This is a genomic window from Tardiphaga sp. 37S4 (assembly GCF_021044645.1).
Classification (GTDB): domain Bacteria; phylum Pseudomonadota; class Alphaproteobacteria; order Rhizobiales; family Xanthobacteraceae; genus Tardiphaga; species Tardiphaga robiniae.
Window position 1 is genome coordinate 1,373,664 of sequence record NZ_CP088008.1, and the last position, 26,318, is coordinate 1,399,981.

21 protein-coding genes are annotated in these 26,318 nt (G+C 61.3%); 12 read left to right on the forward strand and 9 right to left on the reverse strand.

What is annotated here, in order from left to right; all coding sequences use genetic code 11:
• Positions 1-2 precede the first annotated feature (2 nt).
• Positions 3-716: a M48 family metallopeptidase gene (locus LPB73_RS06430; protein WP_231080021.1), complete on the forward strand. Its 714-nt coding sequence runs from the start codon at positions 3-5 to the stop codon at positions 714-716.
• Positions 717-872: 156 nt separating this feature from the next.
• On the opposite strand, the gene LPB73_RS06435 is transcribed toward LPB73_RS06430, so the two are convergent.
• The 3 genes from LPB73_RS06435 to LPB73_RS06445 all read right to left on the reverse strand — a co-directional run bounded on the left by LPB73_RS06435 (position 873) and on the right by LPB73_RS06445 (position 5,027).
• A complete protein-coding gene (locus LPB73_RS06435) occupies positions 873-1,508 on the reverse strand; it encodes a hypothetical protein (RefSeq protein ID WP_231080022.1) in 636 nt (211 codons plus the stop codon).
• Between the two features lie 131 nt (positions 1,509-1,639).
• Positions 1,640-2,731, reverse strand: coding sequence for a tetratricopeptide repeat protein (locus LPB73_RS06440; protein ID WP_231081090.1), 1,092 nt, complete (start codon positions 2,729-2,731; stop codon positions 1,640-1,642).
• A 391-nt stretch (positions 2,732-3,122) separates the two neighbouring features.
• Positions 3,123-5,027: a sigma 54-interacting transcriptional regulator gene (locus tag LPB73_RS06445; RefSeq protein ID WP_231080023.1), complete on the reverse strand. Its 1,905-nt coding sequence runs from the start codon at positions 5,025-5,027 to the stop codon at positions 3,123-3,125.
• A gap of 166 nt (positions 5,028-5,193) precedes the next feature.
• On the opposite strand from LPB73_RS06445, the gene LPB73_RS06450 reads away from it, so the two are divergent.
• From LPB73_RS06450 to cynS, 4 genes are all read left to right on the forward strand, one after another.
• Positions 5,194-6,579 (forward strand): CmpA/NrtA family ABC transporter substrate-binding protein, encoded by a 1,386-nt coding sequence (locus tag LPB73_RS06450; protein ID WP_231080024.1) that lies wholly within the window; start codon positions 5,194-5,196, stop codon positions 6,577-6,579.
• Between the two features lie 205 nt (positions 6,580-6,784).
• Complete coding sequence (ntrB, locus tag LPB73_RS06455) at positions 6,785-7,624, forward strand: nitrate ABC transporter permease (protein WP_175367927.1); 840 nt, start codon at positions 6,785-6,787, stop codon at positions 7,622-7,624.
• Between the two features lie 222 nt (positions 7,625-7,846).
• Positions 7,847-8,734: an ABC transporter ATP-binding protein gene (locus tag LPB73_RS06460; RefSeq protein WP_231080025.1), complete on the forward strand. Its 888-nt coding sequence runs from the start codon at positions 7,847-7,849 to the stop codon at positions 8,732-8,734.
• Positions 8,735-8,774: 40 nt separating this feature from the next.
• Positions 8,775-9,263, forward strand: a complete 489-nt coding sequence (cynS, locus tag LPB73_RS06465) for a cyanase (RefSeq protein WP_231080026.1) — start codon at positions 8,775-8,777, stop codon at positions 9,261-9,263.
• A 255-nt stretch (positions 9,264-9,518) separates the two neighbouring features.
• Here the strand turns inward: cynS and LPB73_RS06470 are convergent, their stop codons facing one another.
• Entirely contained in the window at positions 9,519-11,861 is a 2,343-nt protein-coding gene (locus LPB73_RS06470) for a DUF2254 domain-containing protein (RefSeq protein WP_231080027.1), read from the reverse strand.
• Positions 11,862-12,239: 378 nt separating this feature from the next.
• On the opposite strand from LPB73_RS06470, the gene LPB73_RS06475 reads away from it, so the two are divergent.
• Positions 12,240-13,118: an AraC family transcriptional regulator gene (locus LPB73_RS06475; protein WP_231080028.1), complete on the forward strand. Its 879-nt coding sequence runs from the start codon at positions 12,240-12,242 to the stop codon at positions 13,116-13,118.
• A gap of 209 nt (positions 13,119-13,327) precedes the next feature.
• Here LPB73_RS06475 and LPB73_RS06480 read toward each other — a convergent pair whose 3' ends face one another.
• A complete protein-coding gene (locus LPB73_RS06480) occupies positions 13,328-14,092 on the reverse strand; it encodes a hypothetical protein (protein WP_231080029.1) in 765 nt (254 codons plus the stop codon).
• A gap of 120 nt (positions 14,093-14,212) precedes the next feature.
• On the opposite strand from LPB73_RS06480, the gene LPB73_RS06485 reads away from it, so the two are divergent.
• Positions 14,213-15,277: an alpha/beta fold hydrolase gene (locus LPB73_RS06485; RefSeq protein WP_231080030.1), complete on the forward strand. Its 1,065-nt coding sequence runs from the start codon at positions 14,213-14,215 to the stop codon at positions 15,275-15,277.
• Positions 15,278-15,310: 33 nt separating this feature from the next.
• Here LPB73_RS06485 and LPB73_RS06490 read toward each other — a convergent pair whose 3' ends face one another.
• Entirely contained in the window at positions 15,311-17,329 is a 2,019-nt protein-coding gene (locus tag LPB73_RS06490) for a phospholipase D-like domain-containing protein (RefSeq protein WP_231080031.1), read from the reverse strand.
• Positions 17,330-17,600: 271 nt separating this feature from the next.
• Here LPB73_RS06490 and LPB73_RS06495 point away from each other — a divergent pair, with 271 nt between their 5' ends.
• Positions 17,601-18,623 carry an LLM class flavin-dependent oxidoreductase gene (locus tag LPB73_RS06495; RefSeq protein WP_093756492.1) on the forward strand — a complete coding sequence of 341 codons (1,023 nt, stop codon included), beginning with the start codon at positions 17,601-17,603 and terminating at the stop codon, positions 18,621-18,623.
• Positions 18,624-18,867: 244 nt separating this feature from the next.
• Here LPB73_RS06495 and LPB73_RS06500 read toward each other — a convergent pair whose 3' ends face one another.
• The 3 genes from LPB73_RS06500 to LPB73_RS06510 form a co-directional block, all read right to left on the reverse strand.
• On the reverse strand, positions 18,868-19,893 hold the full coding sequence (locus tag LPB73_RS06500; protein WP_231080032.1) for an extracellular solute-binding protein: 1,026 nt from the start codon (positions 19,891-19,893) through the stop codon (positions 18,868-18,870).
• Positions 19,894-19,895: 2 nt separating this feature from the next.
• A complete protein-coding gene (locus tag LPB73_RS06505; RefSeq protein ID WP_231080033.1) occupies positions 19,896-22,241 on the reverse strand; it encodes a TonB-dependent siderophore receptor in 2,346 nt (781 codons plus the stop codon).
• A 390-nt stretch (positions 22,242-22,631) separates the two neighbouring features.
• Complete coding sequence (locus tag LPB73_RS06510; RefSeq protein WP_089265035.1) at positions 22,632-22,955, reverse strand: DUF1476 domain-containing protein; 324 nt, start codon at positions 22,953-22,955, stop codon at positions 22,632-22,634.
• A gap of 347 nt (positions 22,956-23,302) precedes the next feature.
• Here LPB73_RS06510 and purC point away from each other — a divergent pair, with 347 nt between their 5' ends.
• The 4 genes from purC to LPB73_RS06530 are packed head-to-tail and all read left to right on the forward strand — an operon-like array spanning position 23,303 to position 26,004.
• Complete coding sequence (gene purC, locus LPB73_RS06515; RefSeq protein ID WP_170849540.1) at positions 23,303-24,070, forward strand: phosphoribosylaminoimidazolesuccinocarboxamide synthase; 768 nt, start codon at positions 23,303-23,305, stop codon at positions 24,068-24,070.
• Between the two features lie 10 nt (positions 24,071-24,080).
• Positions 24,081-24,320, forward strand: coding sequence for a phosphoribosylformylglycinamidine synthase subunit PurS (gene purS / locus LPB73_RS06520; protein WP_089265033.1), 240 nt, complete (start codon positions 24,081-24,083; stop codon positions 24,318-24,320).
• A gap of 14 nt (positions 24,321-24,334) precedes the next feature.
• Complete coding sequence (gene purQ / locus LPB73_RS06525; protein ID WP_231080034.1) at positions 24,335-25,036, forward strand: phosphoribosylformylglycinamidine synthase subunit PurQ; 702 nt, start codon at positions 24,335-24,337, stop codon at positions 25,034-25,036.
• An 8-nt stretch (positions 25,037-25,044) separates the two neighbouring features.
• Positions 25,045-26,004: a tripartite tricarboxylate transporter substrate-binding protein gene (locus LPB73_RS06530; RefSeq protein ID WP_414716902.1), complete on the forward strand. Its 960-nt coding sequence runs from the start codon at positions 25,045-25,047 to the stop codon at positions 26,002-26,004.
• Positions 26,005-26,318: the final 314 nt, after the last annotated feature.

The following is a 26,318-nucleotide window of genomic DNA, read 5'->3' on the forward strand; positions in this document are numbered from 1 at the left end:
TGATGGAAACGATCGAACTTGGAGAGATCTCTATCGCGGTGACTCGGAAGGGGATCAAGAACGTCCACCTTTCCGTACATCCACCTCATGGCCGCGTGACTTTGGTCGCCCCGACTGACACGCGGTTAGAAGTGGCCCGGGCCTACGCGATTTCGAAGCTCGGCTGGATTCGCGAGCAGCGGCAGAAATTGGCGGCTCAGACTCGAGAGGCGCCGCGCAAATTTGTCAACCGGGAGAGTCATTTTCTGTGGGGGCGGCGCCATCTTCTCACGGTCGTACACGCTGATTGCAAACCGCATGTTGCCCTTGATCACAAACGAATTACCCTGACCGTGCGCCCTGAGAGCGACGCTGCCAAGCGCGCCGAGGTGATGCACAAGTGGCATAAGACACTGCTCCACATGCAAGTCCCGCCGCTTATCGAAAGGTGGGAGCGGAGGCTCAAAGTAGATCTCCGAGGCTACTTCTTACAAAGGATGAAGACCAAGTGGGGGAGCTGCAATCATCGCGCGGGTCACATCCGTCTCAATACGGAACTGGTAAAAAAACCAAAAGATCTTCTGGAATATGTAATCGTCCACGAGATGGCACATCTGGTTGAGCCGACTCACAACGATCGCTTTATTGCGATACTTGAAAATCACTATCCGACATGGCGCGAGGCCCGCGTCGAACTCAACGAGCTGCCGCTTACGGCTGAGACCTGGAGCGAGTGAGGATCGTTGTCGCAAGACTCTTCAAATGTCGGGTCATAATTTTCTATAATGATGATTGGCCGGAAAGTTTAAAAATAGTGGACGCCAGAGTGCCCGATGCCGCGTCTCACCAGATGCGGCTGATCGCGCCGCATGTCTGTCAGCGTCGTAATTACACTACACCCTCCGCCTTGGTCCCCTCGGCCGCAGCGCCGGGTGGTCACGCTCCGGCGGCGTATGCGCCTCTTCCAGCAGAGCCATGGCTTCATCGGGGATGCGGTCAATAGCGACGCCGCCGCGGCGCATCTGCTTCAGCGCATTGCGGATCGCGGTGTCGCGGTCGATCCAGTCCCGCCCGGTGCGCGCCGGCCCATCGGGGCGGCGGCGCGGGCGCCGGTTGCCCATATATTCCAGCCGCGCCATCTTCAGCACCTGCATGGCCTGGATCAGCCGGTCGAGATCGACACTGGGGCTGCTCCACAGCTCAGCAGCGCAGCGCTCGGCCAGCAGATGGAGCTTGTTGCCCAGCACGCGCAGCTTCAGCCGGCGGCCGGCGCGAGCGGTGGGCATCTTGTCGTTGGCAACAGGCGCAAACGGATGACGCTGCCAGCCGAAGTCGCGCGTCCATTTCGCGATGGTGCCGTTGGCAACGCCCATCCTCGCCGCGATCTCCCTGTGGGTCAGCGTGGTCTCCTCGATGAGGCGGCGCACCCCCGCGACCGTGGCATTCGTATGCGGACGCTTGGATCCCTTGGGACGTCCGCCCGCAACCGGCGGCGGTCCGGGATCGGCATCGACCCGAACGCGCGCCACCGCGTCCGCGGAGGAGTCGATGACGCGGATCCTGGGGTCGAAGAGAGGGACGAATGGATATGGCATGAAGGGGAATATAAACCCATTTTCGGGAGATGCAAGGGGGCCGGGCTTCACTTGACCTCGTTGCCCTACTTCACGCCGAGCTGCGCCATTTCTTCTGCTATGTTTGGCTTCAGGGCTTGTGCTGTCGCGAGGTCGATCTCGCTGGCGGCGAAATCGCCCTTCAATCGTTTCGCGACGCCGCGACCATACAGCGAATTTGCAAGCTTGGGATCCTTACGAAGCGCGGCCTCATAGTCAGCAAGAGCTCCGTCGAGCGAGCCCATCTTGAGATAGGTAAAGCCTCGGCTGTCGAGAACATGCGGGTCGTCTGGCTGACGCCGTAGCGCCTCGTTGCAATTGGCGAGCGCCTTGTCAAAAGCGCCCGCTATCGCCTGGTAGAGGCACAGGTTATTCCAAAAGCTAACGTCTTTGGCATAACGTCCACGAGCCTGGCTAAGGTCCCGTATTGCAAGGTCGTACTGACCTGTCTTGCCATATGCGCTCGCGCGCAGTGTAAAGCCGCGAGGATTCAGCCACCTCGCATTGAGTTCAAGCGCCGCATCATGGTCGGCGATTGCGCTGTTTCGGTCTCCCTGCAGCTCATGGGCCGTGCCCCGGGCGATAAGCACAGCGGAGCATCGCGGATCGAGCTTGTTCGCCCTGCTGAAATCGTCGATCGCCCGGTCATATTCCCGTTTGTTGAGGTAAGCAGACCCTCTGAAAGTGAGCGCCCGGGCATTGCGAGGAGAAAGTTGAATAGCTCTGTCGAGGTCGTCGATGGCGCGATCATGTTCAAACATGCGCTCATAAGCCTCTCCACGGCCAGAGTAAGCGATCCAGGAATCGGGATCGAGCATGATCGCATGATTGAAATCTTCCACAGCGCGGGCGAAGTCGTGGTGCCCATAATGGGCTTGGCCACGCGTGATATAGAAGATGGAGTTAGTTGGATTACGCTTGATGGCGTCGGTCAGTTGCTGCACTGAACGCTCATAACCTTCGCCATACATATGGTCGGCGATCGTTCTAACGAACTCTCTTTCTCTTTCTTCTGTAGCGCTGGCATTCGGAGTTCGCTCGAACGGCGCTGCGGAGGCCATGCCACGGCAGGCAGAGAGAACGAGCGCTGGCTGTGGATCGGCAGCGCGGGCAAGCTGCATGGACCCGCTTGCGATCATGAATTGCACGAGGAGCACCCACGCACACCATAGCCGAGAATGCGGTAGATGATGGTTCGACCTGTTCGGGCTGATGTCGTTCTGTTGGCTGAAATTCACGGTCTGCCCCAGCGAAAACGAAAAGTAGTATACTACCTGACCTGTTGCGGCGCTCAACTGGCTTTGCGGCGGAGCGTGGAGAGTTGAGTAGGTTATTTGCGGGAATGTCGTCATTCCGGGGCGTGGGGCCGTCTTTTGCGCGCGAACCTCAGCCACTCCAATTGGAGTGGCGGCGAATCCCGGAGTGTTCATCGCCTCTGAACCGCCCGGCATTGAGAGATGCCGAACATGTCGGGATTCCGGGTTCGCGTCCGGCAAGTGCCGGCCGCGCCCCGGAATGACGGTGTGGGGCTTACGGGCCCGCTTTTGCTCGCGCACCTTCGATCCCCAACACTTTCATCCGTGAAGCCAGCGTCGTCGGTTTGATGTCCAGCAGCTCCGCCGCGCCGCCGGGACCGAACACCTTGCCCGATGTCGCTTGCAGAGCTGCGAGGATGTTGCTGCGTTCGTGATCGCGCAGTTCGGCTGAGGTCATCACCGCCGGCCGGGCGTCGGGCTTCACGCGATGTGAACCCGCGGCATGATGCGGGCCGGGCGCATCCGGCAGGTCGATCCGCAGCCGGCCGTTCTGCGCCAGGATCACCGCGCGCTCGATCACGTTCTGCAGCTCGCGCACATTGCCCGGCCAGTCGTAGCGCGACAGCCGCCGCGCATCGCCCTCGGACAGGCGCAGGTCGGATTTCAGTTTCTCGCTGAGCAGGAAGTGCTGCGCCAGCAGGGGAATGTCCTCGCGGCGGTCGCGCAGCGGCACCGACTCCACGGGAAACACGTTGAGCCGGAAATACAGATCCTCGCGAAACCGTCCGCGCGCCACTTCCTGCTTGAGATTGCGGTTGGTGGCGGCGATGACGCGGACATCGACGGAGCGGGTGCGCTCCTCGCCGACGCGTTCGAAATTGCCCTCCTGCAGCACGCGCAGCAGCTTGCCCTGCAGCTCCAGCGGGATCTCGCCGACCTCGTCGAGAAACAGCGTGCCGCCATCGGCGAGCTCAAACCGGCCGATGCGGTCGCGCACGGCGCCGGTGAAGGCGCCGCGCACATGGCCGAAGAATTCGCTCTCGAACAATTCGCGCGGGATCGCCGCGCAATTGACGCGGATCAGCGGCCGGTCGCGGCGCCCGGAGGCTTCGTGGATCGCGCGTGCGATCAATTCCTTGCCGGTGCCGGACTCGCCGGTGATCATCACCGCCGCGGTGGTCGGCGCGACCAGCTTGACCTGCCGCAGCGTTTTCTGGATCGCCTCGCTCTGGCCGATGATGCCGCGCGGGTTGGTCTCGATGCGGATTTCCTCCTGCAGATAGGCGTTTTCGAGTTCGAGCCGCTCGCGCAGCCGGTCGACTTCGGCCAGCGCGGCATGGAGTTTTTCGTCGGCCTCGCGGCGCTGGCTGACATCGCGAAACACGATGACTGCGCCGACCACCATGTGGCGGTCGCGGATCGGCGTCGACGTGTATTCGACCCAGACCGGCGAGCCGTCCTTGCGCCAGAACACCTCATTGTCGACATTGTGCACGGCGCCGTCGCGAAACGCGGCATAGATCGGGCAGTCGTGATCGGGATAGTGGCTGCCGTCGTGATGGCTGTGATGCACGATCGGGTGGATTTCCTTGCCGACGAGTTCATCGGCGGTCCAGCCCAGCATGCGCTCCGCCGCGGGATTGACGAAGGTGGTCTTGCCATCGGCATTGACGCCGTAGATGCCTTCGCCCGCAGCGCGCAGGATCAACTGGTTCTCGCGTTCGATATCCTGAAACACGCGCTCGACCCGCTGCCAGGCGGCAATGCCGCCGCGCATGTGATCCTCGGCGGCGGCGTCCACATGGCGGCGGCGGCGCTGTTCGAGATCGCTCATGGTGAGCAGCAGCAGCGCGCGTTCGCCTTGCGGCACCAGCGAGCCCGCATATTCGAGCTGCAACGCTTCGCCGGTGGCGTGGCGCGGCGTCAGCGTGTTGGTCCAGTAGGAGCCCTTGGCCAGCACCGCCTGGGTGAACACGATCAGCGCCGGCAACTGGCCCGCATGCAGCGCGCTGATCTTGATCTGGCGCAGCAGCGCGCGGTCATAGCCGAGCAGGGTGCAGGCCGCCGGGTTGGCGTCGATGATCTGGTCGGCATGGGGATCGAGCAGCAGCGTCGGCTCGACCGAATAATCGAAGGCGATGGTTCGCAAATCATGCGGCTGGGCCGTTGCAAAATCCATCGGCGAAACTCCGAAAAATCGTAATCAGGCTACGAATTTTCGTGTAGCACGAATTCTCGTAATCGCCAATGCAGGCCCGAAATGCCTGCGGCGATTGGACATTCCGGCGCCGGCCGGGCTGGCACACTCCTTGCGTAATTGACCGGAGCGTCACCGAGGAGGTCACATGTCCACATTCGACAATCCGTTCGATCCCGCCCGCCGCTTGCGCGCCGGTGCCTGCAGTTGCGGTCAGCACGCCAGCCAATCCGAGCATGAGGCCACGCTGCAGCTCAGCTGCGACATTCCCGAGACCGAGGCCAAGCGCTATGAGGGCGTCGTCGCCTCGGCGGTGATGCGCGCGGTGTTTCCGAAAGAGGTCGCGCGCCGCGCATTCCTGAAGTCGGTCGGTGCGTCCAGCGCGCTGGCGGCGCTGTCGCAGTTCTTCCCGATCAAGACGGCGACCGAAGTGTTCGCGCAGGGCGCGGGCAAACTGGAAAAGACCGATCTCAAGGTCGGCTTCATTCCGATCACCTGTGCAACGCCGATCATCATGGCCGATCCGCTCGGCTTCTATAAGAAGCAGGGCCTCAATGTCGAAGTGGTGAAGACCGCCGGCTGGGCCGTCATCCGCGACAAGACCATCAACAAGGAATACGACGCCGCGCATATGCTGGCGCCGATGCCGATCGCGATTTCACTCGGCCTCGGCTCGCAGCCGATTCCCTATACCGTGCCGGCGATCGAGAACATTAACGGTCAGGGCATTACCCTCGCCATGAAGCACAAGGACAAGCGCGATCCGAAGGACTGGAAAGGCTTCAAGCTCGCCATTCCGTTCGACTATTCGATGCACAACTATCTGCTGCGTTACTACCTCGCCGAACACGGCATCGATCCCGACACCGACGTGCAGCTGCGCTCGGTGCCGCCGCCGGAAATGGTCGCGAACCTCCGCGCCGACAATATCGATGGCTTCCTCGCGCCCGACAATATCTGCCAGCGCGCGATCTATGACGGCGTCGGCTTCATGCATATCCTGTCCAAGGAAATCTGGGACGGGCATCCGTGCTGTTCGTTCGCGGCGAGCAAGGAGTTCATCACGACGTCGCCGAATTCCTTCGCCGCGCTGACGCGCGCCATCGTCGATGCGACGGCCTATGCGTCGAAGGCGGAGAACCGCAAGTCGATCGCCGAGGCCATCGCGCCGGCCGCCTATCTTAACGCGCCGCCGGTGGTGCTGGAGCAGGTGCTGACCGGCACCTATGCCGACGGTCTCGGCGGCATCAAGACCGATGCGAAGCGCGTCGATTTCGATCCGTTCCCGTGGCAGTCCTTCGCGGTGTGGATGATGACCCAGATGCAGCGCTGGGGCCAGATCAAGGGCGACGTCGACTACAAGGGCGTCGCCGAACAGATCTATCTCGCCACCGATACGGCGAAGGTGATGAAGGAAATGGGCCTGACGCCGCCGGCGACGAGCTACAAGTCGTTCGCCGTGATGGGCAAGACCTTCGATCCGGAAAAGCCGAAGGAATATCTGGCGAGTTTTAAGATCAGGAAGGCGACGTGAGAATGGTTGTCGCGAGCGCTTCTTCCTTGCCTCTCCCCGCCTGCGGGGAGAGGTCGACTGGAGCGCGCGCAGCGCGTGGAAGTCGGGTGAGGGGGACTCTCCACACGCTCCGCAGTTTGCGGAGAGTCCCCCTCATCCGTCGCGAACTTGCTTCGCAAGCTCGCGCCACCTTCTCCCCGCAAGCGGGGAGAAGGAAAGGACCACAATGATCCAATCCCTTCGCTTCCGCGCTGCCGTCGTGTCCATCGCGATCTTTCTCGCCTTCATCGGCGTGTGGCACCTCGCCACGCGGCAGACTTTGAGCGTCGGCACCATGTCGCCGGAATACGCAAAGCTGATGGGCCTTACGGCGACCTCAGGCAAATCCGCGATGCCCGGGCCGCTCGATGTCGGCGCAAAACTGTGGGAGCACCTGAAGCGGCCGTTCTATGACAACGGGCCGAACGACAAGGGCCTCGGCATCCAGCTGGCTTACTCGATCGGCCGCGTCGGGCTCGGCTATCTGATCGCTGTCATCGTCGCGATCCCGCTCGGCTTTCTGATCGGCATGTCGCCGCTGATGAACAAGGCGCTCGATCCGTTCATCCAGGTGCTGAAGCCGATCTCGCCTTTGGCATGGATGCCGCTGGCGCTCTACACCATCAAGGATTCCAGCCTGTCGGCGATCTTCGTGATCTTCATCTGCTCGGTATGGCCGATGCTGCTCAACACCGCCTTCGGCGTCGCCGCCGTGCGCAAGGAATGGATTAATGTCGCGCGCACGCTGGAAGTCGGCACCTTCCGCCGCGCCTTCACCGTCATTCTTCCGGCGGCCGCGCCAACGATCCTCACCGGCATGCGCATCTCCATCGGCATCGCGTGGCTGGTGATCGTCGCCGCTGAAATGTTGGTCGGCGGAACGGGCATCGGTTACTTCGTCTGGAACGAATGGAATAATTTATCGATCACAAATGTGATTATCGCGATCCTGCTGATCGGGATCGTCGGCATGTTGCTCGATCAGATATTAGCGCGCTTCACCCGCATGGTCACGTTTCCGGAGTGATGCGATGCGATTTGTAATCTTAACGAGCGCTTCTTGCTTACCTCGCCCCGCACAGCGAAGCGAAGCTTCGCCAGGCGGGGAGAGGTCGACTGTAACGCGCGCAGCGCGTGGAAGTCGGGTGAGGGGGACTCTCGGCAGCACGACGTCGCAGCGGCTCCCCCTCATCCCGACCTTCTCCCCGCAAGCGGGGAGAAGGAGTGGCGCGTCGCTGAAAGTATCGTCATGACCACCAAATTCATTTCCATCGAGGGCATCGCCAAGCGCTATCCGGCGGCGGCGGGCGGCAGCACGACGATCTTCGAGGATCTCTGGCTGTCGATGCCATCTGGCGAATTCGGCTGCATCATTGGTCATTCCGGCTGCGGCAAGACCACGGTGCTGAACATCCTCGCCGGGCTGGACGAGCCCAGCGAAGGCACCGTCATCGTCGATGGCCAGGCGATATCAGGCACCAGCCTCGACCGCGCGGTGATCTTCCAGAGTCACGCGCTGCTGCCGTGGCTGACGGTCATGGGCAACATCGCCTATGCGGTGTCGTCGAAATGGCGTAAGTGGGACAAGGCGAAAGTCCGCGCCCATGCGCAGACCTATATCGACAAGGTCGGCCTCACCGGCTCCGAGCACAAGCGGCCGTCGGAACTGTCCGGCGGCATGAAGCAGCGCGTCGGCATTGCGCGCGCGCTGTCGATCACGCCGAAGATCATGCTGATGGACGAGCCGTTCTCGGCGCTCGACGCGCTGACGCGCGGCACGCTGCAGGACGAGGTGCGGCGCGTCACGCTGGAGACCGGCCAGACCACCTTCATGATCACCCATGACGTCGACGAGGCGATGTATCTCGCCGACAAGATCTTCCTGATGACCAACGGCCCCGGCGCCGTGCTGGCGGAGATCGTCGAGAACCCGCTGCCGCGGGATCGCTCGCGCATCGATCTGCACAAGCACCCGCATTATTACGCGCTGCGCAACCACATCATCGATTTCCTGGTGACGCGCAGCAAGACGTTCACCGCCACCACGCCGAACCACGACCCGCGCCATGTGCCGGTGGTGCGGCCTGCATTCCCCGAGGCGCCAACGATGCCGTCTCTTCACAGCGCGACGCGCTAGCCGCGTCACCCGAAGCCTTAAGACCGAAGGAGAAACGACCATGCTGCGATCCGACCTCACCGAAAAGCTGCTCGACATCAAGCGCGAGAAGGAATGGACCTGGAAATATATCTGCGAGCAGATCGGCGGCTATTCCGAAGTGCTGATCGTCGGCGCCATTCTCGGCAACATGAAGCTGACCAAGCCGCAGGCGGCCAATGCCGGCGAGCTGTTCGGCCTCACCAAGGCGGAGACCGCGATGCTCAACGAGATCCCGATGCGCGCCGAAAACGTCCAGATGCCGCCGCAGGATCCGCTGATCTATCGCTTCTACGAGATGGTGATGGTGAACGGCCCGGCCTGGAAGGCGCTGATCGAGGAAGAATTCGGCGACGGCATCATGTCGGCGATCGATTTCGACATGGTGATGCAGCGCATCGCCAATCCCAAGGGCGACCGCGTCCAGATCACGATGTCCGGCAAGTTCCTGCCCTACAAGTATTACGGCGCGACGGGCAATGTGCCGGAATATGGGTTCAAGGAGGGGTAGGGGCGGCGTTGTACGCACCCGCTATTGAAGGTCGTGGCCGGGCATGCGCCGGCCATGCCATTCTCTGCGTCGGTGCATAATATTCACCAAGGAGACTGCCAGACTTCGTCTGGCGTGTAAAAAAAGACATCAATGTGTCTATCGAGTGCTTGACGAGTATGTAGCTTTTGCTTGGGTTGATATGCTTCCTGACGCGCTGAATGCATCGATGATGCTAGCCGTCGCCGACGTCAGCCCGAACTGGCACGTGCTGGATCAAATCTCCATCCTTACTTCTTCGTTCGCTGTGTCGGGTGAAATCAAGTCGGCGATTTCCTTTAGTAGGTTGGTCATTTTCTTTCGATTCACCTGCTGCATTGCCGCGTCAATTCGGGATGTAGGAAACTGTCGCGGACGAAATGATGCCGCTTTTGTGCGGAGTTCCCTTGCTGCCGTATCTATCACTTTCTGATCTATCGCTTGTGCGGCTAGTTTTTTCGGCAGTTCCATCTTCAACCATTGTATATGAAGCGGATCGTCTTTCGGAAGCACTGTTAGTGCCGATACGCGAAGAGCCTTTTCAAGGGCAAAGCCGTTCTGCTTGCCAACTTTTAATCCCCAAGAAAGAAGAAGCTCGCGCGTCGCTTGCGCTACTTCTTCGCACCCAATGTTGGCCGTATGCAGTGATACGTCAAAAAGTTGATCGGTGACGCCGTAGTTGTCTGCAAATCCTGCCGACTCTTTGTCGTCTGGGATCCACGACAAGGTCGAAATAAGCCAAGTTGCATTCTTTTCTAGCTGGTCGGTTGCATAGTCGGATGTGGCGAGCGACTGTGCTGTTGTGACCAGTAGCTTCGTGATGTGAGCAATCCAATGCACCATATCAAACGTGAATGGTGAGCGTCTTTCGATCGCAAGAAGGAGAAGCTCTTTTTCCATTCGATACATTTCCGTCGACCATTCTTCCACATGGTCGGCGGAATTCTTCGCGCTCGCATCGTCGACGTTCGCTTCCGCAATCTTGTTGACTAGCGCAGTGAGCCATTCGCCAAGAGTGTCGCTCTTGGACAAGGAATAATATGGCGCGAGAAAACTGCTGTGGGTTGAAGAAAATGGCTCGCTAGGAACAGTCAGGAATGTCTTTACAACTGACGATACAGCAGATCGAATTTCTTTCGATGCGTATCCAATGTCATGCGAATTGCTCTGGATAAGGTTGAAGGTAAGTCTCGCAAGCTGCTCCATCCCAATTAACGTTACAGGACGATAGTTCTCCTTAATTGAGCCTAGGCTTGCGAAGCCGGCAATGTCGCGGGCGAGAGACGTTGCATCGTTTGGATTTGATGTTAGCAAGATTTGCGCGGACTGCCCAATAAGTCTAACGCCTTCCATCAGGACGTCGGGCATGTTGTGCGGAATGACACTTTCAACTGCACCGCTGAGGTAGCTAGCTGCAAGTTGCGCGTCTTGTTTCGACGCAATGTTCGGGTTGGCGTAGTCGATGGTAGCGTAGACGCGAACCAGCGTCGCCATACCTGAAAAACCTTGCCGAATTTGCTCTTCGTCGCCCCGTTTCAGGGCCGTTTGAATGAATAGCCGAAGATGTTCAAGTGTCTCGGTAATAAAGCCGTCTCTTGAGAGGGGATTATCAAAGACTGGGTTGTGGGAGAAAAACGTCCTTCCCTTTACTTCGGCATACTTCGCATTGATCGCACCGATGGCCACAATAGCCCTTCTCGATACGTCGTAATCGTTCTGTTCTGCGTACCTGCGAGCGAAGCTAATCGCGTGTGCAAGCGCACGGCGCGAAACCGCTGTCCATTCTGGATTTGCTTGGAAAAATGCGGCGCGCGCCATATCGTGCGTCGATTGAAGCCGGCGCGATGGCGGGCCTTTATGTTCGTTTTGTAGCAACGGAGCTAACCGATCTGCTCGTAGCGCCCATGTGCGCATGTCGCGGTCTGCATCTTCGTAAACCAAATGCAGTTGAACAAGTGGATTTATCAACGCCAAGGCTCTTCGATAAGCGTAAAGAAACAGGACCAAAGTTGTGCCTGAGCACCAAGTGGTGAGCATAAGCGCGAACGCTGCCCATGATGCGTCTGGGATCAGCGATTGTGCCGCTACGATCATTGCTAGAATGAATGTGCTGGCGAAGGCTCCCAATAATCTGAAATCGGAACTTAGTTTGCGAAATAGTCCATGGGGAATGCGAGCAAAATTCAGTTGAACGGCTAGCATTACAACCGAGAATCCTATGGCTGTGGCGCCCATCAACGCGCCGCCCACCGTTCCCAGTATGCTGCGAAGCGACGAAAGTAGGTCGGTGGGTGTGAAATATAGCTGAAGAGGGAGAGTGATGAAGCGGCTTGTGGCCAGGCTCGCGATCAAAAGCCCGACCACGGCAAGGGCATAGAGTTTTCGTCGGTGACGATCTTTCAAATTCAGGGCTTGGAAGCGAAGAATCTCGAAGCGCCGGTGGGCTAAGATATACTGGCGGCGTGCCGTTGTTTTTCTTCTTTTCATAGCGCGTCGTAGTCTGGCGCGAGCAACTAAGATTAAGCGCAGCGTGTTGGAACAGGCGTTAGACGCTGCAACGCTCAAGCGACCCGTTTTCATGCCGAATATCGTCCTGCTGGTAAATGCCAATCGAGTGGATCAATTGGAAGCGGAAGACATAAGCGTAGTGCGTGTTGGTCGAAGTCGACTTGCAGAAGCTCCGAGCTAAATCCGCCACATAGTCGTGCGTAGTGGGAGGTCAATCAGTATCGACACTCAAACAGTTAGCAAATGCAACTTAGACGCGGCCGGTGAGACGATGGACAGCCGCCCAGATCGTGCTTCTTAGCACGGCCACGCTGGTAGTCGATGGTGTCCACGAGGGCCGCAGCTACGGATTCTCGGCGGATCGGTGGGCATCGTGTTGGCCATCCAAAACTTGCCTGCTGTAGCAAGACCGATCAAGACACCCCCATCCGCCCATGCGATACCTGCCGCATGAACCAGCCCATGCCGCACCGCACGCCTGATCTCGTCGCTGTCCTCGCCTGGATCGAACAGCATCTCGACGATCCCCTGAACGTCGATGTGATCGCCGCCCGCGCCAACCTCTCGCCCTATCACTTTTCGCGCTTGTTCTCGGCCGCGATGGGGCGGGGCGTGATGGCGCATGTGCGCGGGCGCAGGCTGGTGCGCGCGGCGCAGCGGCTGACGGCCGATCCCGATCTGCGCCTTGTCGATCTCGCGCTCGATTGCGGCTTCGACTCGCAGGAGGCGTTCACCCGCGCCTTTGCGCGCCTGTTCGGCGTTGCGCCCGGGCGGTTTCGGCGCGGCTTCAGTGTCACTCCCATCGAAGGACAATATCCGATGACCATGCCCGATGACGTCGCCGTCGCTGTCAACTGCTTGCCGGACCTGGTGGCGCTGGACGCCTTCACCGTCGCAGGTCCTTCGGCGCGGTTCGATGAAGCGAACAAGGCCGAGATTCCGCAACTGTGGTCGAAGCTGGTGGGCGCATTGCCGTTCGAAGGGCAGGCGCCGAGCTGGACCACCTATGGCGTGGTCTGGAATGTCGACCGCGCCGAAGGCAGTTTCGATTACATGGCCGGCGTCGGCGTCGCGGAAGACGCGGCGCTGCCTGAGGGCTTTGCGGCGAAGCGCATCGCGGCATCGCGTTATGCGGTGTTTCGCATCGTGCTGAACGGCGGGGCGGTGCATCCGCAGATCAAGCGCGCGATGGCGACCATCTGGGGCGAGCTTGTGCCGGCCTCCGGGCTCACGGTCGCCGACCGGCCGGATTTCGAACGCTATGACAGCGAGTTCGCGCCGACGAAGAAGGGCGCGGTGATCGATTTCTATCTGCCGGTGGAGGTGTGAGGCTCCGTCTTCTCCACGTCGTGGCCGGGCGGCACCGCGTGTTGCACGCTGTTCTCTCCTCACGTCATGGCCGGGCTTGACCCGGCCATCCACGTCTTGCCGCAAGATGAGAAAGGCGTGGATCCTCGGGTCAAGCCCGGGGATGACGGAGTGGGTGGGGCTAACGGCGAGCTTCACGCAGGCCGGGTGTGTGCGTGTCGCGGAGCATTCTATCTCCGCCTGCTCCCCCTTGGCCGCAGCGCCGGATGATCCCGCTCCGGCGGCGTATGCGCCGCTTCCAGCAGCGCCATCGCGTCGTCCGGAATCTGTGTCACATCGACGCCGCCGCGGCGCATCTCCTTCAGCGCGGTGCGGATTGCAGCGTCGCGCTCCATCATCTCGCGGCCGGTGCGCGCGGGCATGTCGATGTGGCGGCGCGGGCGCCGGCGGCCCATCGCCTCCAGCCGCGCCATCTTCAGCACCTGCAGCGCCTGCATCAGACGGTCGATGTCGACATCGGGCTGCGCTTCCAGTTCACGCACGGCGCGCTCCGCCAGCGCGTGGAGCCGCTCGGCGAGTTTGCGCAGCTTGAGTTTCTGCGAGGCGCGGGCGGAGGGCACCGTGTCGGTGGCGCGCGGGGCGAACAGCGGGCGCTTCCAGCCGCCGTCGCGCGTCCAGCGGCAGATCGAGGCGCGGCCGACGCCGGTCTGCTTCGCGATCTCGCCATAGGTCAGTGTCGTCGTCTCGATCAGGCGGCGCACCTGCGCGCATTTGGCATCCCCATGCGGCCGCTTTGAGCCGCGCACGCGTGGGCCGCCCACAAAGGCGTCCGGCGCCTCGGGCTCATCGGGCGTGACGCGAAGGCGGATGATGGGGCCGAAGAACGGATGGGTCATGCCAAAGAATATATACCTAATTCTGGAATTGCGCAAGCCGGGCGTGCGGCGTCCGGTGCGTCGCCGTCCGTCGTCGTCGATGGCGTGGGAGGCGCGCATCCGGTCACTTGGCTGCACCTGTGATTGCGCGATAGGCTGGCACACGTCGATCGTGCCTGGCTCACAAAGAGGGGGCGGCGCGATGCGGAGGAAACCCGACGGGAACGGCAGGGGGACGTCATGGCAGGTGTCGATTATCTGATCACCGCGCGCGGCGTCTCGGGCGCGGCCTTCAACGAGAATGTCGGCACCATCCGCTATCTGCGGGTGCCGACCAATGTGGCGATCCCGACGCCGGCGATGGCGACGTCGAGCAAGACCGATCTCGCCAAATGGGTGAAGGAGGTGCGCGACATTGCTGATGGCGATCCCAACCAGAATTCGATCAGCGTGGCCGGCGACATCCTCGTCTTCATCCACGGCTACAATAACGATCTCGACATCATCATGAAGCGCCAGCGCCAGCTCGCGAAGGATCTCAAGGCCGAGGGCTGGAAGGGCCTCGTCATCGGCTTCGACTGGCCGAGCGACAACGAGACGCTGGCCTATTGGCAGGATCGCTCCAAGGGCGCCGAAGTGGCGGTGAAGCTGGTGAGCGATTGCATCACCGTGCTGGCGCAGGGACAGGAGAAGGACTGCGTCACCAATGTCCATCTGCTCGGCCATTCCACCGGCGCCTATGTGGCCATGGAAGCCTTCGTGCAGGCGGAGAAGGACGGCGCGCTGTTCAAGAGCAACTGGCGCGTCAGCCAGGTCGCCTTCATCGCCGGCGACGTGGCGTCGTCGAGCCTGTCGGCGAATGACTCCTGGTCGGAGCCGATGTTCAAGCGCATCCTGCGGCTGACCAATTATTCCAATCCCTATGACAGCGTGCTGGCGGCCTCCAATGCCAAGCGGCTCGGCGTGGCGCCGCGCGCGGGCCGCGTCGGCCTGCCGGCGGACGCGCATTCGAAAGCGACCAATGTCAATTGCGGGGATTATTTCGCCACGCTCGATCCGAAGAAGAGCACCTTCTTCGGCGACTTCACCCATTCCTGGCATATCGGCAACCGCGTCTTCGCGCGCGATCTCGCCATGACCCTCGAAGGCGCCATCGACCGCGATGCGATCCCGACACGCGCACTGGTCGGCGGCGCACTCATGCTGCAGGACAAGCCGCGGCCGAAATTCATGGCCGACTGGGGCATCAAGGCCGCCGCCACCCGCGGCGGCGCGCCGCGCGACGGGACGGGCGTGCTGAGCTAGCGCCGGGCGCGGGGCTCCGGCGTGGTGTTGTGCTCAACGTTTCGACTTGGCCTTTGATTTCTTGGCCTTTGACGTCTTGGTCTTGGCTTTCTTCGCCTTGGTCGTCTTGGTCTTGGCTTTTTTGACCTTCGCCTTCGCGACCTTCTTGGATTTGACGGTCTTTGCCTTTTTGGCCGACGCGGCCTTTGCCGTCTTCTTGGTTGTTTTCTTCTTCGCTGTCTTCGTCTTCGCCTTCTTCGCTACAGCCTTCGCCGCCTTTTTCTTCTTCGGCGGACGCACCGGTTCGTCATTGCTGTGGGTTGCGGCATTGACGGTCCAGTTGGACGCCGGGATCGTGAAGAACATCTCGCGCCGCCGCGACTTGAATCCGCCGGGCTTGAAATAGCTCTCCGTCCATCGGTCGTCCGGATCGAGGAATACCTTTTCCGGCTTCTCGCCTTTCTTGCGCTTGCTGGCCACGTCATTGGCGACATCGCGGAAATAGAAATGGCGAAACAGCCGGTCGAACTCGGTCATGTAGATGTCGGCCACGCGGGTCGAGCCGCGGATCAGGATCATGTTTTCGTCGTTGGTGGTCAGCGATCCCCCCGAGAAATTCGCCGAGCCGGTGCAGATCAGGGGATCGTCGCTCAGGGGATCGATCAGCAGATATTTCGTGTGGACGAAGAAGATGTTGCCTTCGTCGCGGGTGAGCTCCTCCTTGAGAAACCAGCGGTCGAGCGGAAATTCCTTCACCTTGCGCTTGGCGACCAGCTTGCCGTCGACCACCTTGAACTCGGCGCCCAGCACGGCGCCAAAGGAAATCTGCAGGTCGCGGTCACCCTTGAGTGCCTTGCGCTCGTCGGCGGTGGGCGGCTTTTCCTTGAGCACGAAGCGCAGGAAGTCGCGGTCGCGCGCCAGCGGCTCGATGAAATCGGCGGCGACGTTGAAGGCGGCCGTGAACATGATCGACGAGGTGGCGTCGCTCATCCGGTCGGCATACCAGTTCAGCATCGACGCCGTCTGGCGCGGCGAGAAGATGCAGGTCTGCGATCCCGGCTTCACGAGGGCGGGCGGGTAGGGCGAGATCTCCGCGACGCCTTCCTTCGCCGGCTTGCCGGTCGGGTTGTCGCTCAGGATCGTCCAGTATTTCAGGTATTGTTCGGCGACGTCGCTGTCATGGACGAGGTGGCCGACATTCGACTGGCCGAGGAAACCGGACGGCGTGATGTTGGTGGAGCCGGTCCACACTTCTTGCGGCGCGTCGCCGTCGAGCTTGATGATGAACTTGTTGTGCGGGATCGGCGGCCGCGTGCGCCAGATCACGACCGGCTCGCCGTTGTGCTCTGCCTTGACGTCGAGGCCGGCGGCCTTCATCGCCTTGCGGTTCTTGCCCTTCTTGTCGTCATGCACGATCAGCCGGACGTCGAAGCCGTCATCGATCTTCGTCTTCAACGCTTCGATGATGGGCGCGTAGGTGAATTCGTAGATGCAGGCGCGCAGCGCCTCGCTCTTCTTTGTCGTGTCGATATAGTCCAGGCAGGCCTCCAGCAGGCCGCGCGAGAGCCAGACCGTGTGCTCGTCCTTCGGATTGTCCATCTCCGCTTCGGTCGGTTTGTGGTTCTTGAACTTGCGCGCATAGGCCTGGCTGGCGATGGCGCCGCGGTTGAACCAGATGCCGTGTTGACCATCGTCCTCCTTCTCCGTCGTGACGGTGAAGGCGAGCTTCTCGGCGTCGCGCAGTTCGGGCGCGGTCGGATCGCCAAATACGGGGATGACCTCGAAGTGATAGGTCGTGCCGGGCTCCGCGGTGTAGTCGCTCCAGAGGAAACTCTGGATCGGAAATTTGTCGGTGAAATACTCTCCGTGCTCGGTATCGGGGTTCGGCTCGACCGCTTCGAACACTTTCAGCGATCGCAGGAATTCCGGCTTGCCGGCGCCCCTGGCGCGGCGGAAGGCAAATCCCAGCAGCCCCTTGCACGCTGCCTCATCGCAATTGAGGGCGATCATGATGGCGCGCGTGCCCGCGATCGCGCTCGCTTCGAAAGCTCCGGCAGACGTCGTGACGCGCATGGCCTGTCCCCCCGTTTTTCGATGTGACGTTGATGCTCGCCCAACGCCGTATTTTGGTCAACCTATAGAAGATTTGTGACAGGATGCACGCTTAAGGGGTGTGGGCGAGGGGCTGTGTGACGTCGTGCCGGGTGCGCGAACGTGGACACGGATCTGCAGTCCACGAGCATGATCGCCTCATCGGAAACGATGCGTTTCCATCGTTTCCCTTTTCTTGCTCCCATTCACGCCTAAATAGGTGGTCAGCAAACCCACCCTGAGTATCCGTCCCATGAAGAACATCGGCTTTCTCTCCTTCGGCCACTGGACCCCGTCGGCCTCGTCACAGACGCGCTCGGCGGGCGATGCGCTGCTGCAGTCCATCGATCTCGCCGTTGCTGCCGAGGAACTCGGCGCCGACGGCGCCTATTTCCGGGTGCATCATTTCGCGCGCCAGCTCGCCGCACCGTTTCCACTGCTGGCCGCGGTCGGCGCGCGCACCAAGAAGATCGAGATCGGCACCGCCGTGATCGACATGCGCTACGAGAACCCGCTCTATATGGCGGAGGACGCCGGCAGCGCGGATCTCATCGCGGGCGGGCGGCTGCAGCTGGGCATCTCCAGAGGCTCGCCGGAGCAGGTGATCGACGGCTATCGCTATTTCGGTTACGCGCCCCCTGAGGGCCAAACCGATGCCGACATGGCGCGGCGGCATACCGAGGTGTTTCTCGACGTCCTTCAAGGCAAGGGCTTTGCGCAGCCCAATCCCAACCCGATGTTTCCGAACCCGCCGGGCCTGCTGCGGCTCGAGCCGCATAGCGAAGGATTGCGCGAGCGCATCTGGTGGGGTGCCTCCACCAATGCGACGGCGGAATGGGCGGCTAAGCAGGGCATGAACCTGCAGTCATCGACGCTGAAGATCGACGAGAGTGGGAAGCCGTTTCATGTGCAGCAGGCCGAGCAGATCCGGCTCTATCGCGACGCCTGGAAGGCGGCGGGACATACGCGCGACCCGCGCGTGTCAGTGAGCCGCAGCATCTTCGCGCTGGTGGACGACCGCGACCGCGCCTATTTCGGCCGGGGCAACGAGGGCGAGGACAAGGTCGGCTACCTGCACGGCACCGAGCGCGCCATCTTCGGCCGCAGCTTTGCGGCAGAGCCAGATGCACTGATCAAGCAGCTCAAGGGCGACGAGGCGATCGCGGAGGCCGATACGCTGCTGCTGACGGTGCCGAACCAGTTGGGTGTCGATTACAACGCCCATGTGATCGAGGCGATATTGAAACACGTCGCGCCCGGCATGGGCTGGCGGTAGCTAACCACACGTCGTCATTCCGGGGCGTGTGTCGCCGGCGAAGCCGGCCAAGCACGAACCTCAGCCACTCCAATTGGAGTGGCGGGGAATCCCCGCGTGTTCATCATCTCGACATTCCGGGCGGCGGAGAGGTGACCGCCATGCCGGGATTCCCCGCTACTCCAAGTGGAGTGGCTGAGGTTCGCGTGCGAAGACGCACGCGCCCCGGAATGACGCGTGGGCGGAGGTGGCGCATCATGCGCGCCTACTTCTCAAACCCAACTTTCCTGATCAGTGCAATCGCCGCCTTCTGGCTGGCAGTGATCGCATCGATATCAAGCGTATCGCTCGGAAACGCTCCCATCGCCGCCACCAGCGGCGCGCTCTCGGCACCTGCCGTCACCGGATATTCCAGCTCAGCCGCGGCGTAGATTTTCTGCGCCGCCGGTGTCATCAGGAATTCCAGAAACTTCAATGCCGCATCGCGATGCGGCGCATGTTTCGCCAGCGCTGCGCCGGTGACGTTCACATGCGCGCCTGATGTGTCGAATGTCGTCGGCACCGTCTTCACTTTATTCGCCCAGGCCGTCCATTCCGCGCCTTCGCGGCCGTCGCGCAATTGTGCCAGCGCCACGGTATTGGCGATGCCGATACTGCAGCGACCTTCCGCAAGCTGGCGAATGACATCGTTGTCCTTGCCTTCCGGCGCATGCGCGAGATTGGCCTTGATACCCTCGAGCCACGTCTCCGTGGCGTCCGCACCGTGATGCACGAGATAGGCCGCGATCAGCGCGACATTGTTTTGATGCAAGGGCGAGCGGATGCAGAGCTGGCCGCGAAAGCGGGGATCGGCGAGATCCTTATAGCGGATTGCGCCCTGTGGTGAGTCATTGCGTACGACTACCACGCGCGGCCGCACCGACAGGCCGATCCACTCCGCGCCGCGCAGCTGCGGCGGGATTGCCTTCTCGAGCAGCGGAGAGGTGGTCGGTTGCGACAGATCATTCGCGGCGAATTGCGAGGTCTTGTCGAGACCGATGGTCATCAGCACGTCGGCGGGGGAGGCGTCGCCCTCGGCCTTCATGCGCTTGACGAGATTGTCCTCGATGTAAGTGAGCTTGACCGTGATCCCGGTCGTCGCCGTGAAGGATGCGATGACCGGCTCGACGAGCTGCGGCTCGCGCGTCGAATAGAGATTGATCTCTTCGGCGTGGCTTGTGGCCACGCTGAGGCAAAGCCACGTCGTCGCCAGTGCAATCAGTCCTGCAGTGGCGCGACGTGGCGTGGTCATGATCAGAACTTCACCGTGGCTTCCAGCGAGAACCGGCGCACATCGCCGATCGCCACGTTCAGATTGTTGACGGCCGACGGGTAGTACGTTTGGTCGAAGAGGTTCTTCACGTTGAACTGATAGATCACCGGGAATCCCATCTGTTTGACCTCATAGCTCGCGAACGTATCGGCGACCACGTAGGATGGCAGGTAGAAACTATTGTTGGCATCGCCTGGACGATCGCTGACATAGCGCGCACCGCCGCCGATGCGCAGGCGGCCGGGCAGCATGGTGCCGAAGTCATAGACCATGAACAGCGAGGCCGTGTTGAGCGCGACGTTCTGCAGCGCCTTGCCAATTAGCGTCGGATCGTCGGTCACGCGGGCATCGGTATAGCCGTAGCTGCCGATCATGCTGATATTGTCGGTCAGGCGCCCGGTGATATCGACCTCGAAGCCGCGTGAGCGCACCTTGCCGGCCGCGCGCACCTGACTCACACCGCCGCTGATAGGAATCGACACGAGCACATTCTTCTTGTCGATGTCGTAAAAGGCGACATTGCCCGACAGCCGCTTGTTGATGTCGAACTTGATGCCGGTTTCCCACTGCACGCCTTCCTCAGGCTGGATGTTGGAGTCGACTATGAAACCGACGGGAGCGCCGGTGAACAAGTTGATTGTTGCAGTCGGCTTCAGCGACTCCGTGTAGCTGAGATACCAGGAGACCTCGTCGGTGAACTTGTAGATCACGCCGCCGATCGGCAGCACCTTATCGCCGGCGAGGTTGGTGTTGGTAATGAATGGGTTTCGCCCGCGGCCGGCAAGCTGCTCGAATTCCATCCAGCGCACGCCGCCGACCAGTAGAAGCTGGTTGGTCAGATAGAACGTATCCTGGAGGAAGAGTGCGCGCGTCGACAGCGCGTCGGTCTGGTCGCTGTCGGTCGCGAGCACCGTCGTGCCGGGCGACAGCAGGCCATAGACTGGATTGTACATGTTGAACACGTTCGGCGTGGCCTGCCGGATCAGGTCCTGTCGCCAGATGGTCCGATATTGGGCGTCGCCGCCGAACACCACATCGTTGCGGAAGCCGCCGGTCCAGACCGTGCCCTGCATGTAGGAGGTGCCGGCGCTTACATTGCTGAACGAATTGCGCGTGCCGTCATTGCTGCGGGTGATGAGGCCGGACACCGGATTAACGGTGACAATGCGGAGCTGGTTCGCGCTGAAGGTTTCGGTGTTGAAGCTGTAGGCGGCGTAGAGCTTCCAGTTCTCGTTGATGCGGTGATCCACCGAGGCCTGCATCAGATCTGTGGTGCCCCACATGTTGTTATAGGCTTCGTCGAGACGGCGTTCCCGCGGAATCGCAAGTGGCGTATTGGTGCGGCTGTCGAGCGATGTGCCGCGGTCGAACGGATAGGAGAAGTCGCGGTGCTCGTAGTTCAGATGCACCGTGGTGTCGTCGCCATACCAGGACAGCGAGGGTGCGATCAGCGTGTCGCGGCGGGTGCCGAAATTGCGCCAGTAATCCTCGTTCGTGCCATAGGCGATGAAACGATAGGCGAGACCGTCATTGCCGATCGGACCGGTGATGTCGAAGGTGCCGTCGATGCCGTTCTTCGAGTTGCCATAGGTCGAGCCGAGCAGGGTGACCGAGCCGTGCTGATACAGATCAGGGCGCTTGCTGATCGTGTTGACGATGCCGCCGGGGTCGACAATGCCATAGAGCAGCGAGGCCGGGCCCTTCAGTACTTCGGCGCTCTCCACCGCGGGATTGAGGCTGCGGCCCTGTACCAGCGGCAGGCCGTTGCGCATGATCGAGCCGTCGCGGTTATCGCCGAAGCCGCGGCGAATGACGGCGTCGAGCGTACCGGCCAGCGTATTGGTCTGGGTGATGCCGCTAATATTGGAGAGCGCGTCGTCGATGTTGCGCGGCAACTGATCCTTGATCACCTGCTCGGGGACGACGTTGACGGTCTGGGCCGTGTTGAGCGGCGGCTGGCCCGACCGCAGCGTGGTCCCACTCGGCATCGCGCGATAGCCGAGGATCTGTTCGTATTTCGCGGCGGCGGCAGCGATCGCGCGCTCGGTCGGTGTCGGCGGGGCGGGGGGCGGCGTGGCATTGCGGCGTGCGGCGACAGCTCGCGCCCGGCTCGGCGTGGCGCTCGCAGCACGTGCGGGCCGGCGCGCCTGTGTTGGCGATTCGACGGTGACCGGCGGCAGCGTCGTATTCGTCTGTGCATTGGCGATCGAGGCCCCGGTGACATAATCGCCGAGCAGGAACGTCGCGCCGATCAACCAATACGCGCGGCGCAACTTGAAGATGCTGCGTGCGTTGCTGTTGAGATTGCAATGGTTGTCCGTCGTCACGTTGTGTCGCCTTCGCGTTTGAGAAACATGCGCAGGCGATCTAGCAGTAGCTTTGAATGAAAACTTCGAATGGGAGGTTGAATCGCTCTAAAGCGACGAGATTGGCGAGCCTGTGTGTCTTCGGTGATGCAGTCGCAAGGTGAGCCGCGACACGATTGAACAATCGACGTGCATTTTGAGCAATTTGTAGCACGCGCATGCGAGCCGTCATCGGCACGCTGTGCGACTCTGTTTCAGAATTTGCACATCGCAATTCGGAATCTTGAGTCAGGCTCTGCGAGTCTGGAACGTTTCAAAAGACAAGAGCCGCGCCATCATGTGATGCGCGGCTCTCTATGAAACGTCGTGAGTTGCAGCGAGATGTCTCGCTGCAACTCGAAGCTGTTGACCTCAGATCCCCGCCTTCACCTGCGCGACGGCCTCAGCGGTCAGCTGATCCATCTTCACGCGCAGCTGCGGCTCGGTGATCGCGATGCCCTTGGCGGTGAGATCGGCGAGCACCTTGCGCACCACGTCGCCGTCGCCGGCTTCCTCGAAATCGGCTGCGACGACTTCCTTGGCATAGGCGGCGGCCTCGTCGCCGGACTTGCCGAGCTGCTCGGCGACCCACAGGCCCAGCAGCTTGTTGCGGCGGGCCTCGGCCTTGAACTTCTGGCTTTCGTCGAGCGCATACTTGTTCTCGAAGGCTTCGCCGCGCTTGTCGAATGATGACATGGTTAAAGTTCCCGTCGGGGTTGTTGGGCGGTCAGGACGACGTTGTAAACGCCGGTTCGGAGCTTAAATAAGGTCGAGATACCGTTGGAACAATCGGCCGCAAGGTCGCAGGCAAGACGGTATCGGGCGAGGCTTATCGGACCAGGGTTGCGCGAGGTTGGGGTAAACCCCCACTGGGCGGGCCGGGTCGATTGTACTGGCAGGGCCGATCGGGTAGGTTGCCTGCAGGCCCGGTTCTCGTTCTGTTTCTTCCCGTTCCTGGCCTTCACGGCAGCTCCGTCGTGGGTCGATCCCGTTATTCGGAGCACACCACATCCATGGATTTCAACAACACCCGGTACATCCCCATGAGCCGTCGACGTCGCATTTATGAAGGCAAGGGCAAGGTCCTGTATGAAGGCCCGGAGCCCGGTACCCTGATTCAGCACTTCAAGGACGACGCGACCGCGTTCAATGCCAAGAAACACCAGGTGATCGAGGGCAAGGGCGTCCTCAATAACCGGATTTCGGAATACCTGTTCCAGCATCTGAACGACATCGGCGTGCCGACCCATTTCATCCGCCGACTCAACATGCGCGAGCAGCTGATTCGCGAAGTCGAGATCGTGCCGCTGGAAGTGGTGGTCCGTAACGTGGCAGCAGGTTCGCTGTCGCAGCGCCTCGGCATCGAGGAAGGCACCCAGCTGCCGCGCTCGATCATCGAGTTCTATTACAAGAACGACCAGCTCAACGACCCGATGGTCTCGGAAGAGCACATCACGGCGTTCGGCTGGGCCACCCCGCAGGAAATCGATGACATCATGGCGCTCGCCATCCGCGTCAACGACTTCCTCACGGGTCTTTTCCTGGGCATCGGCATCCGCCTCGTCGATTTCAAGATGGAATGCGGCCGCCTGTTCGAAAACGACATGATGCGCATCATCGTCGCCGACGAGATCTCGCCCGACTCATGCCGGCTGTGGGATATCAAGTCGAACGAGAAGCTGGACAAGGATCGTTTCCGCAGGGATCTCGGCGGCGTGCTGGAGGCCTATACCGAGGTCGCCAAGCGTCTCGGCATTCTCTCCGAAAACGAACGCCCGATGGGCACCGGCCCGGTACTGGTCAAGAGCTGAGGATCAAGACGTGAAAGCCCGCGTAACTGTTACCCTGAAGAACGGCATCCTTGACCCGCAGGGCAAGGCCATCGAAGGCGCGCTGAAATCGCTCGGCGTCGATGGCATTGCCTCTGTGCGGCAGGGCAAGGTGTTCGACATCGAACTGAATGGCGCCGACAAGGCGAAAGCCGAGGAAGCGCTGAAAGCCGCAGCCGACAAGCTGCTGGCGAATACGGTGATCGAAAACTATCGCGTCGAAGTGCTCTGAGCCAGGTTATCGCTATGAAATCCGCCGTTCTCGTCTTCCCCGGAATCAACCGCGAACGCGACATGGCGCGGGCGCTCAAGCTGGCATCGGGGCAGGAGTCCACGATGGTCTGGCACGCCGAGACATCGCTGCCCAAGGGCACCGATCTCGTCGTCGTCCCCGGCGGCTTCTCCTATGGTGACTATCTGCGCTGCGGCGCCATCGCGGCACGCTCGCCGGTGATGGACGCCGTCCGGAAGTTTGCGGCCGATGGCGGCCTGGTGATGGGCGTCTGCAATGGCTTCCAGATCCTGTGCGAGTCTGGCCTGCTGCCGGGCATCCTGATGCGCAATGCCAAGCTGAAATTCCTCTGCCACGATGTGCATCTGCGCGTCGAGCGTTCCGACACGGCGTTTACCCGCGGCTACAATGCCGGTCAGGTGATCCGCGTGCCGATCGCCCACGGCGAGGGCAACTACACAGCCGATGCCGAAACGCTGAAGCGCCTCGAAGGCGATGGCCGCGTGCTGTATCGTTATTGTTCGCCGACGGGCGAGGTTGGCGATCTGCACAACATCAACGGCGCTGCTGCGTCGATTGCCGGCATCGTCAGCGAGAGGGGCAACGTGCTCGGCATGATGCCGCATCCGGAAAATCACGTCGAAGACATCATGGGCTGCACCGACGGCCGCGGCCTGTTTGCTGGTCTTGTCGAGCATCTGGAGCGCGCTGCGTGATCGCCGCTGTGGCGCGGCTGTCGAAGCTCGCCGCAACGCTTGCGCTCGTGCTGGCTACGAGCGTCTCGGCATCCGCCGATGATTATCCCAAGCGCCCCATTACCATGATCGTGCCTTTCGCGGCCGGCGGTACGTCGGACGTCATCGCGCGTGCGGTGGCTGAGCAGATGGCGGCGACGCTGGGCCAGACCATCATCATCGAGAATGTCGTCGGCGCCGGTGGCTCCACGGCGCTGGCCAGGGCCGCGCGGTCTGCGCCCGATGGCTACACCATCGCCATTGGCAATGCCGGCACCAGTGCGGCGACCTACACGATTTACCCAAAACTGTCCTTCACGCCGGACTCCTTTGCCTCCATCGGCATGGTGGCCAAGACCTTCGGCGTCGTGGCGCTGCGCAAGGATTTCCCGGCGAGTGATCTCAAGGGCTTCATCGCCTATGCCAAAGCCAATCCGGGCAAGGTCAATCTCGGCCATGCCGGGATCGGCTCGTCGAATTACCTGATCTGCAAGAGCTTCGTGCAGGCCGCCGGCATTGACGTCACGCTGGTCGGCTATCGCGGTGCGGCGCCCGCGCTCACTGATGCCATCGGTGGCCAGATCGACGGCGTTTGCGATTCAGCGGCCTCCGTCTCGCAGGCCATCGACGACAAGCTGGTGAAGGGCATCGTGGTCGGCTCCACCGTGCGGCTGGCGACGCTGCCCGATCTGCCGACCTCGGCAGAAGCAGGGCTGCCGGACTTCGAGGCGCAGGGCTGGAATGGCCTGTTCGCGCCGAAGGGGACACCGCCAGAGATCATCGCCAAGCTGAATGCCGCTGCTCGCGCGTCGGTTGAGAGTGATCTGGTGAAAAAGCGTTTCCAGGATCTGTCGACCGTGGCGCCCGACGCCAATGAGCATGCACCGGAGGTGCTGCAGCAGCTGGTGACGCGCGATGTGGCGAAATACAACAAGCTCCTGACGCCGTAATCATCCTTTGCTTGAAGCTGTGCCATCTCGGTACGGCTCAAATTTTCAGCGCCGCCCATTGCCTCATTCACCGAGCGTCGGCCTGGTATTTGCCTCTGCCAGGGTCCTTCTACGGGTCGCCGCGTGCGATTGTCGGATCCAGCACGATGTTTCTGGTCAGGCTCGGCAGGTTGCTTTTGGCGCGAGGTGGGCATCAAATAGCACGCAGAGGTCGCAGGGCTCGGTCGAAAGCGACCTGAAGCAGACTTTCCAAGTCTATGATGGCCACGCCTATTCGGTGCGTGGTTTCTGAAGTGCTCGACGGTTGGCTACCA

Excerpts from the sequence above, each read along its gene's own strand:
- LPB73_RS06430 (WP_231080021.1), top strand. The coding sequence starts at position 3 with ATGGAAACGATCGAACTTGGAGAGATCTCTATCGCGGTGACTCGGAAG.
- LPB73_RS06440 (WP_231081090.1), bottom strand. The coding sequence starts at position 2,731 with ATGATCGCAAGCGGGTCCATGCAGCTTGCCCGCGCTGCCGATCCACAG.
- LPB73_RS06445 (WP_231080023.1), bottom strand. The coding sequence starts at position 5,027 with ATGGATTTTGCAACGGCCCAGCCGCATGATTTGCGAACCATCGCCTTC.
- LPB73_RS06450 (WP_231080024.1), top strand. The coding sequence starts at position 5,194 with ATGTCCACATTCGACAATCCGTTCGATCCCGCCCGCCGCTTGCGCGCC.
- ntrB (WP_175367927.1), top strand. The coding sequence starts at position 6,785 with ATGATCCAATCCCTTCGCTTCCGCGCTGCCGTCGTGTCCATCGCGATC.
- LPB73_RS06460 (WP_231080025.1), top strand. The coding sequence starts at position 7,847 with ATGACCACCAAATTCATTTCCATCGAGGGCATCGCCAAGCGCTATCCG.
- cynS (WP_231080026.1), top strand. The coding sequence starts at position 8,775 with ATGCTGCGATCCGACCTCACCGAAAAGCTGCTCGACATCAAGCGCGAG.
- LPB73_RS06470 (WP_231080027.1), bottom strand. The coding sequence starts at position 11,861 with ATGAAAACGGGTCGCTTGAGCGTTGCAGCGTCTAACGCCTGTTCCAAC.
- LPB73_RS06475 (WP_231080028.1), top strand. The coding sequence starts at position 12,240 with ATGAACCAGCCCATGCCGCACCGCACGCCTGATCTCGTCGCTGTCCTC.
- LPB73_RS06480 (WP_231080029.1), bottom strand. The coding sequence starts at position 14,092 with ATGCGCGCCTCCCACGCCATCGACGACGACGGACGGCGACGCACCGGA.
- LPB73_RS06485 (WP_231080030.1), top strand. The coding sequence starts at position 14,213 with ATGGCAGGTGTCGATTATCTGATCACCGCGCGCGGCGTCTCGGGCGCG.
- LPB73_RS06490 (WP_231080031.1), bottom strand. The coding sequence starts at position 17,329 with ATGCGCGTCACGACGTCTGCCGGAGCTTTCGAAGCGAGCGCGATCGCG.
- LPB73_RS06495 (WP_093756492.1), top strand. The coding sequence starts at position 17,601 with ATGAAGAACATCGGCTTTCTCTCCTTCGGCCACTGGACCCCGTCGGCC.
- LPB73_RS06500 (WP_231080032.1), bottom strand. The coding sequence starts at position 19,893 with ATGACCACGCCACGTCGCGCCACTGCAGGACTGATTGCACTGGCGACG.
- LPB73_RS06510 (WP_089265035.1), bottom strand. The coding sequence starts at position 22,955 with ATGTCATCATTCGACAAGCGCGGCGAAGCCTTCGAGAACAAGTATGCG.
- purC (WP_170849540.1), top strand. The coding sequence starts at position 23,303 with ATGAGCCGTCGACGTCGCATTTATGAAGGCAAGGGCAAGGTCCTGTAT.
- purQ (WP_231080034.1), top strand. The coding sequence starts at position 24,335 with ATGAAATCCGCCGTTCTCGTCTTCCCCGGAATCAACCGCGAACGCGAC.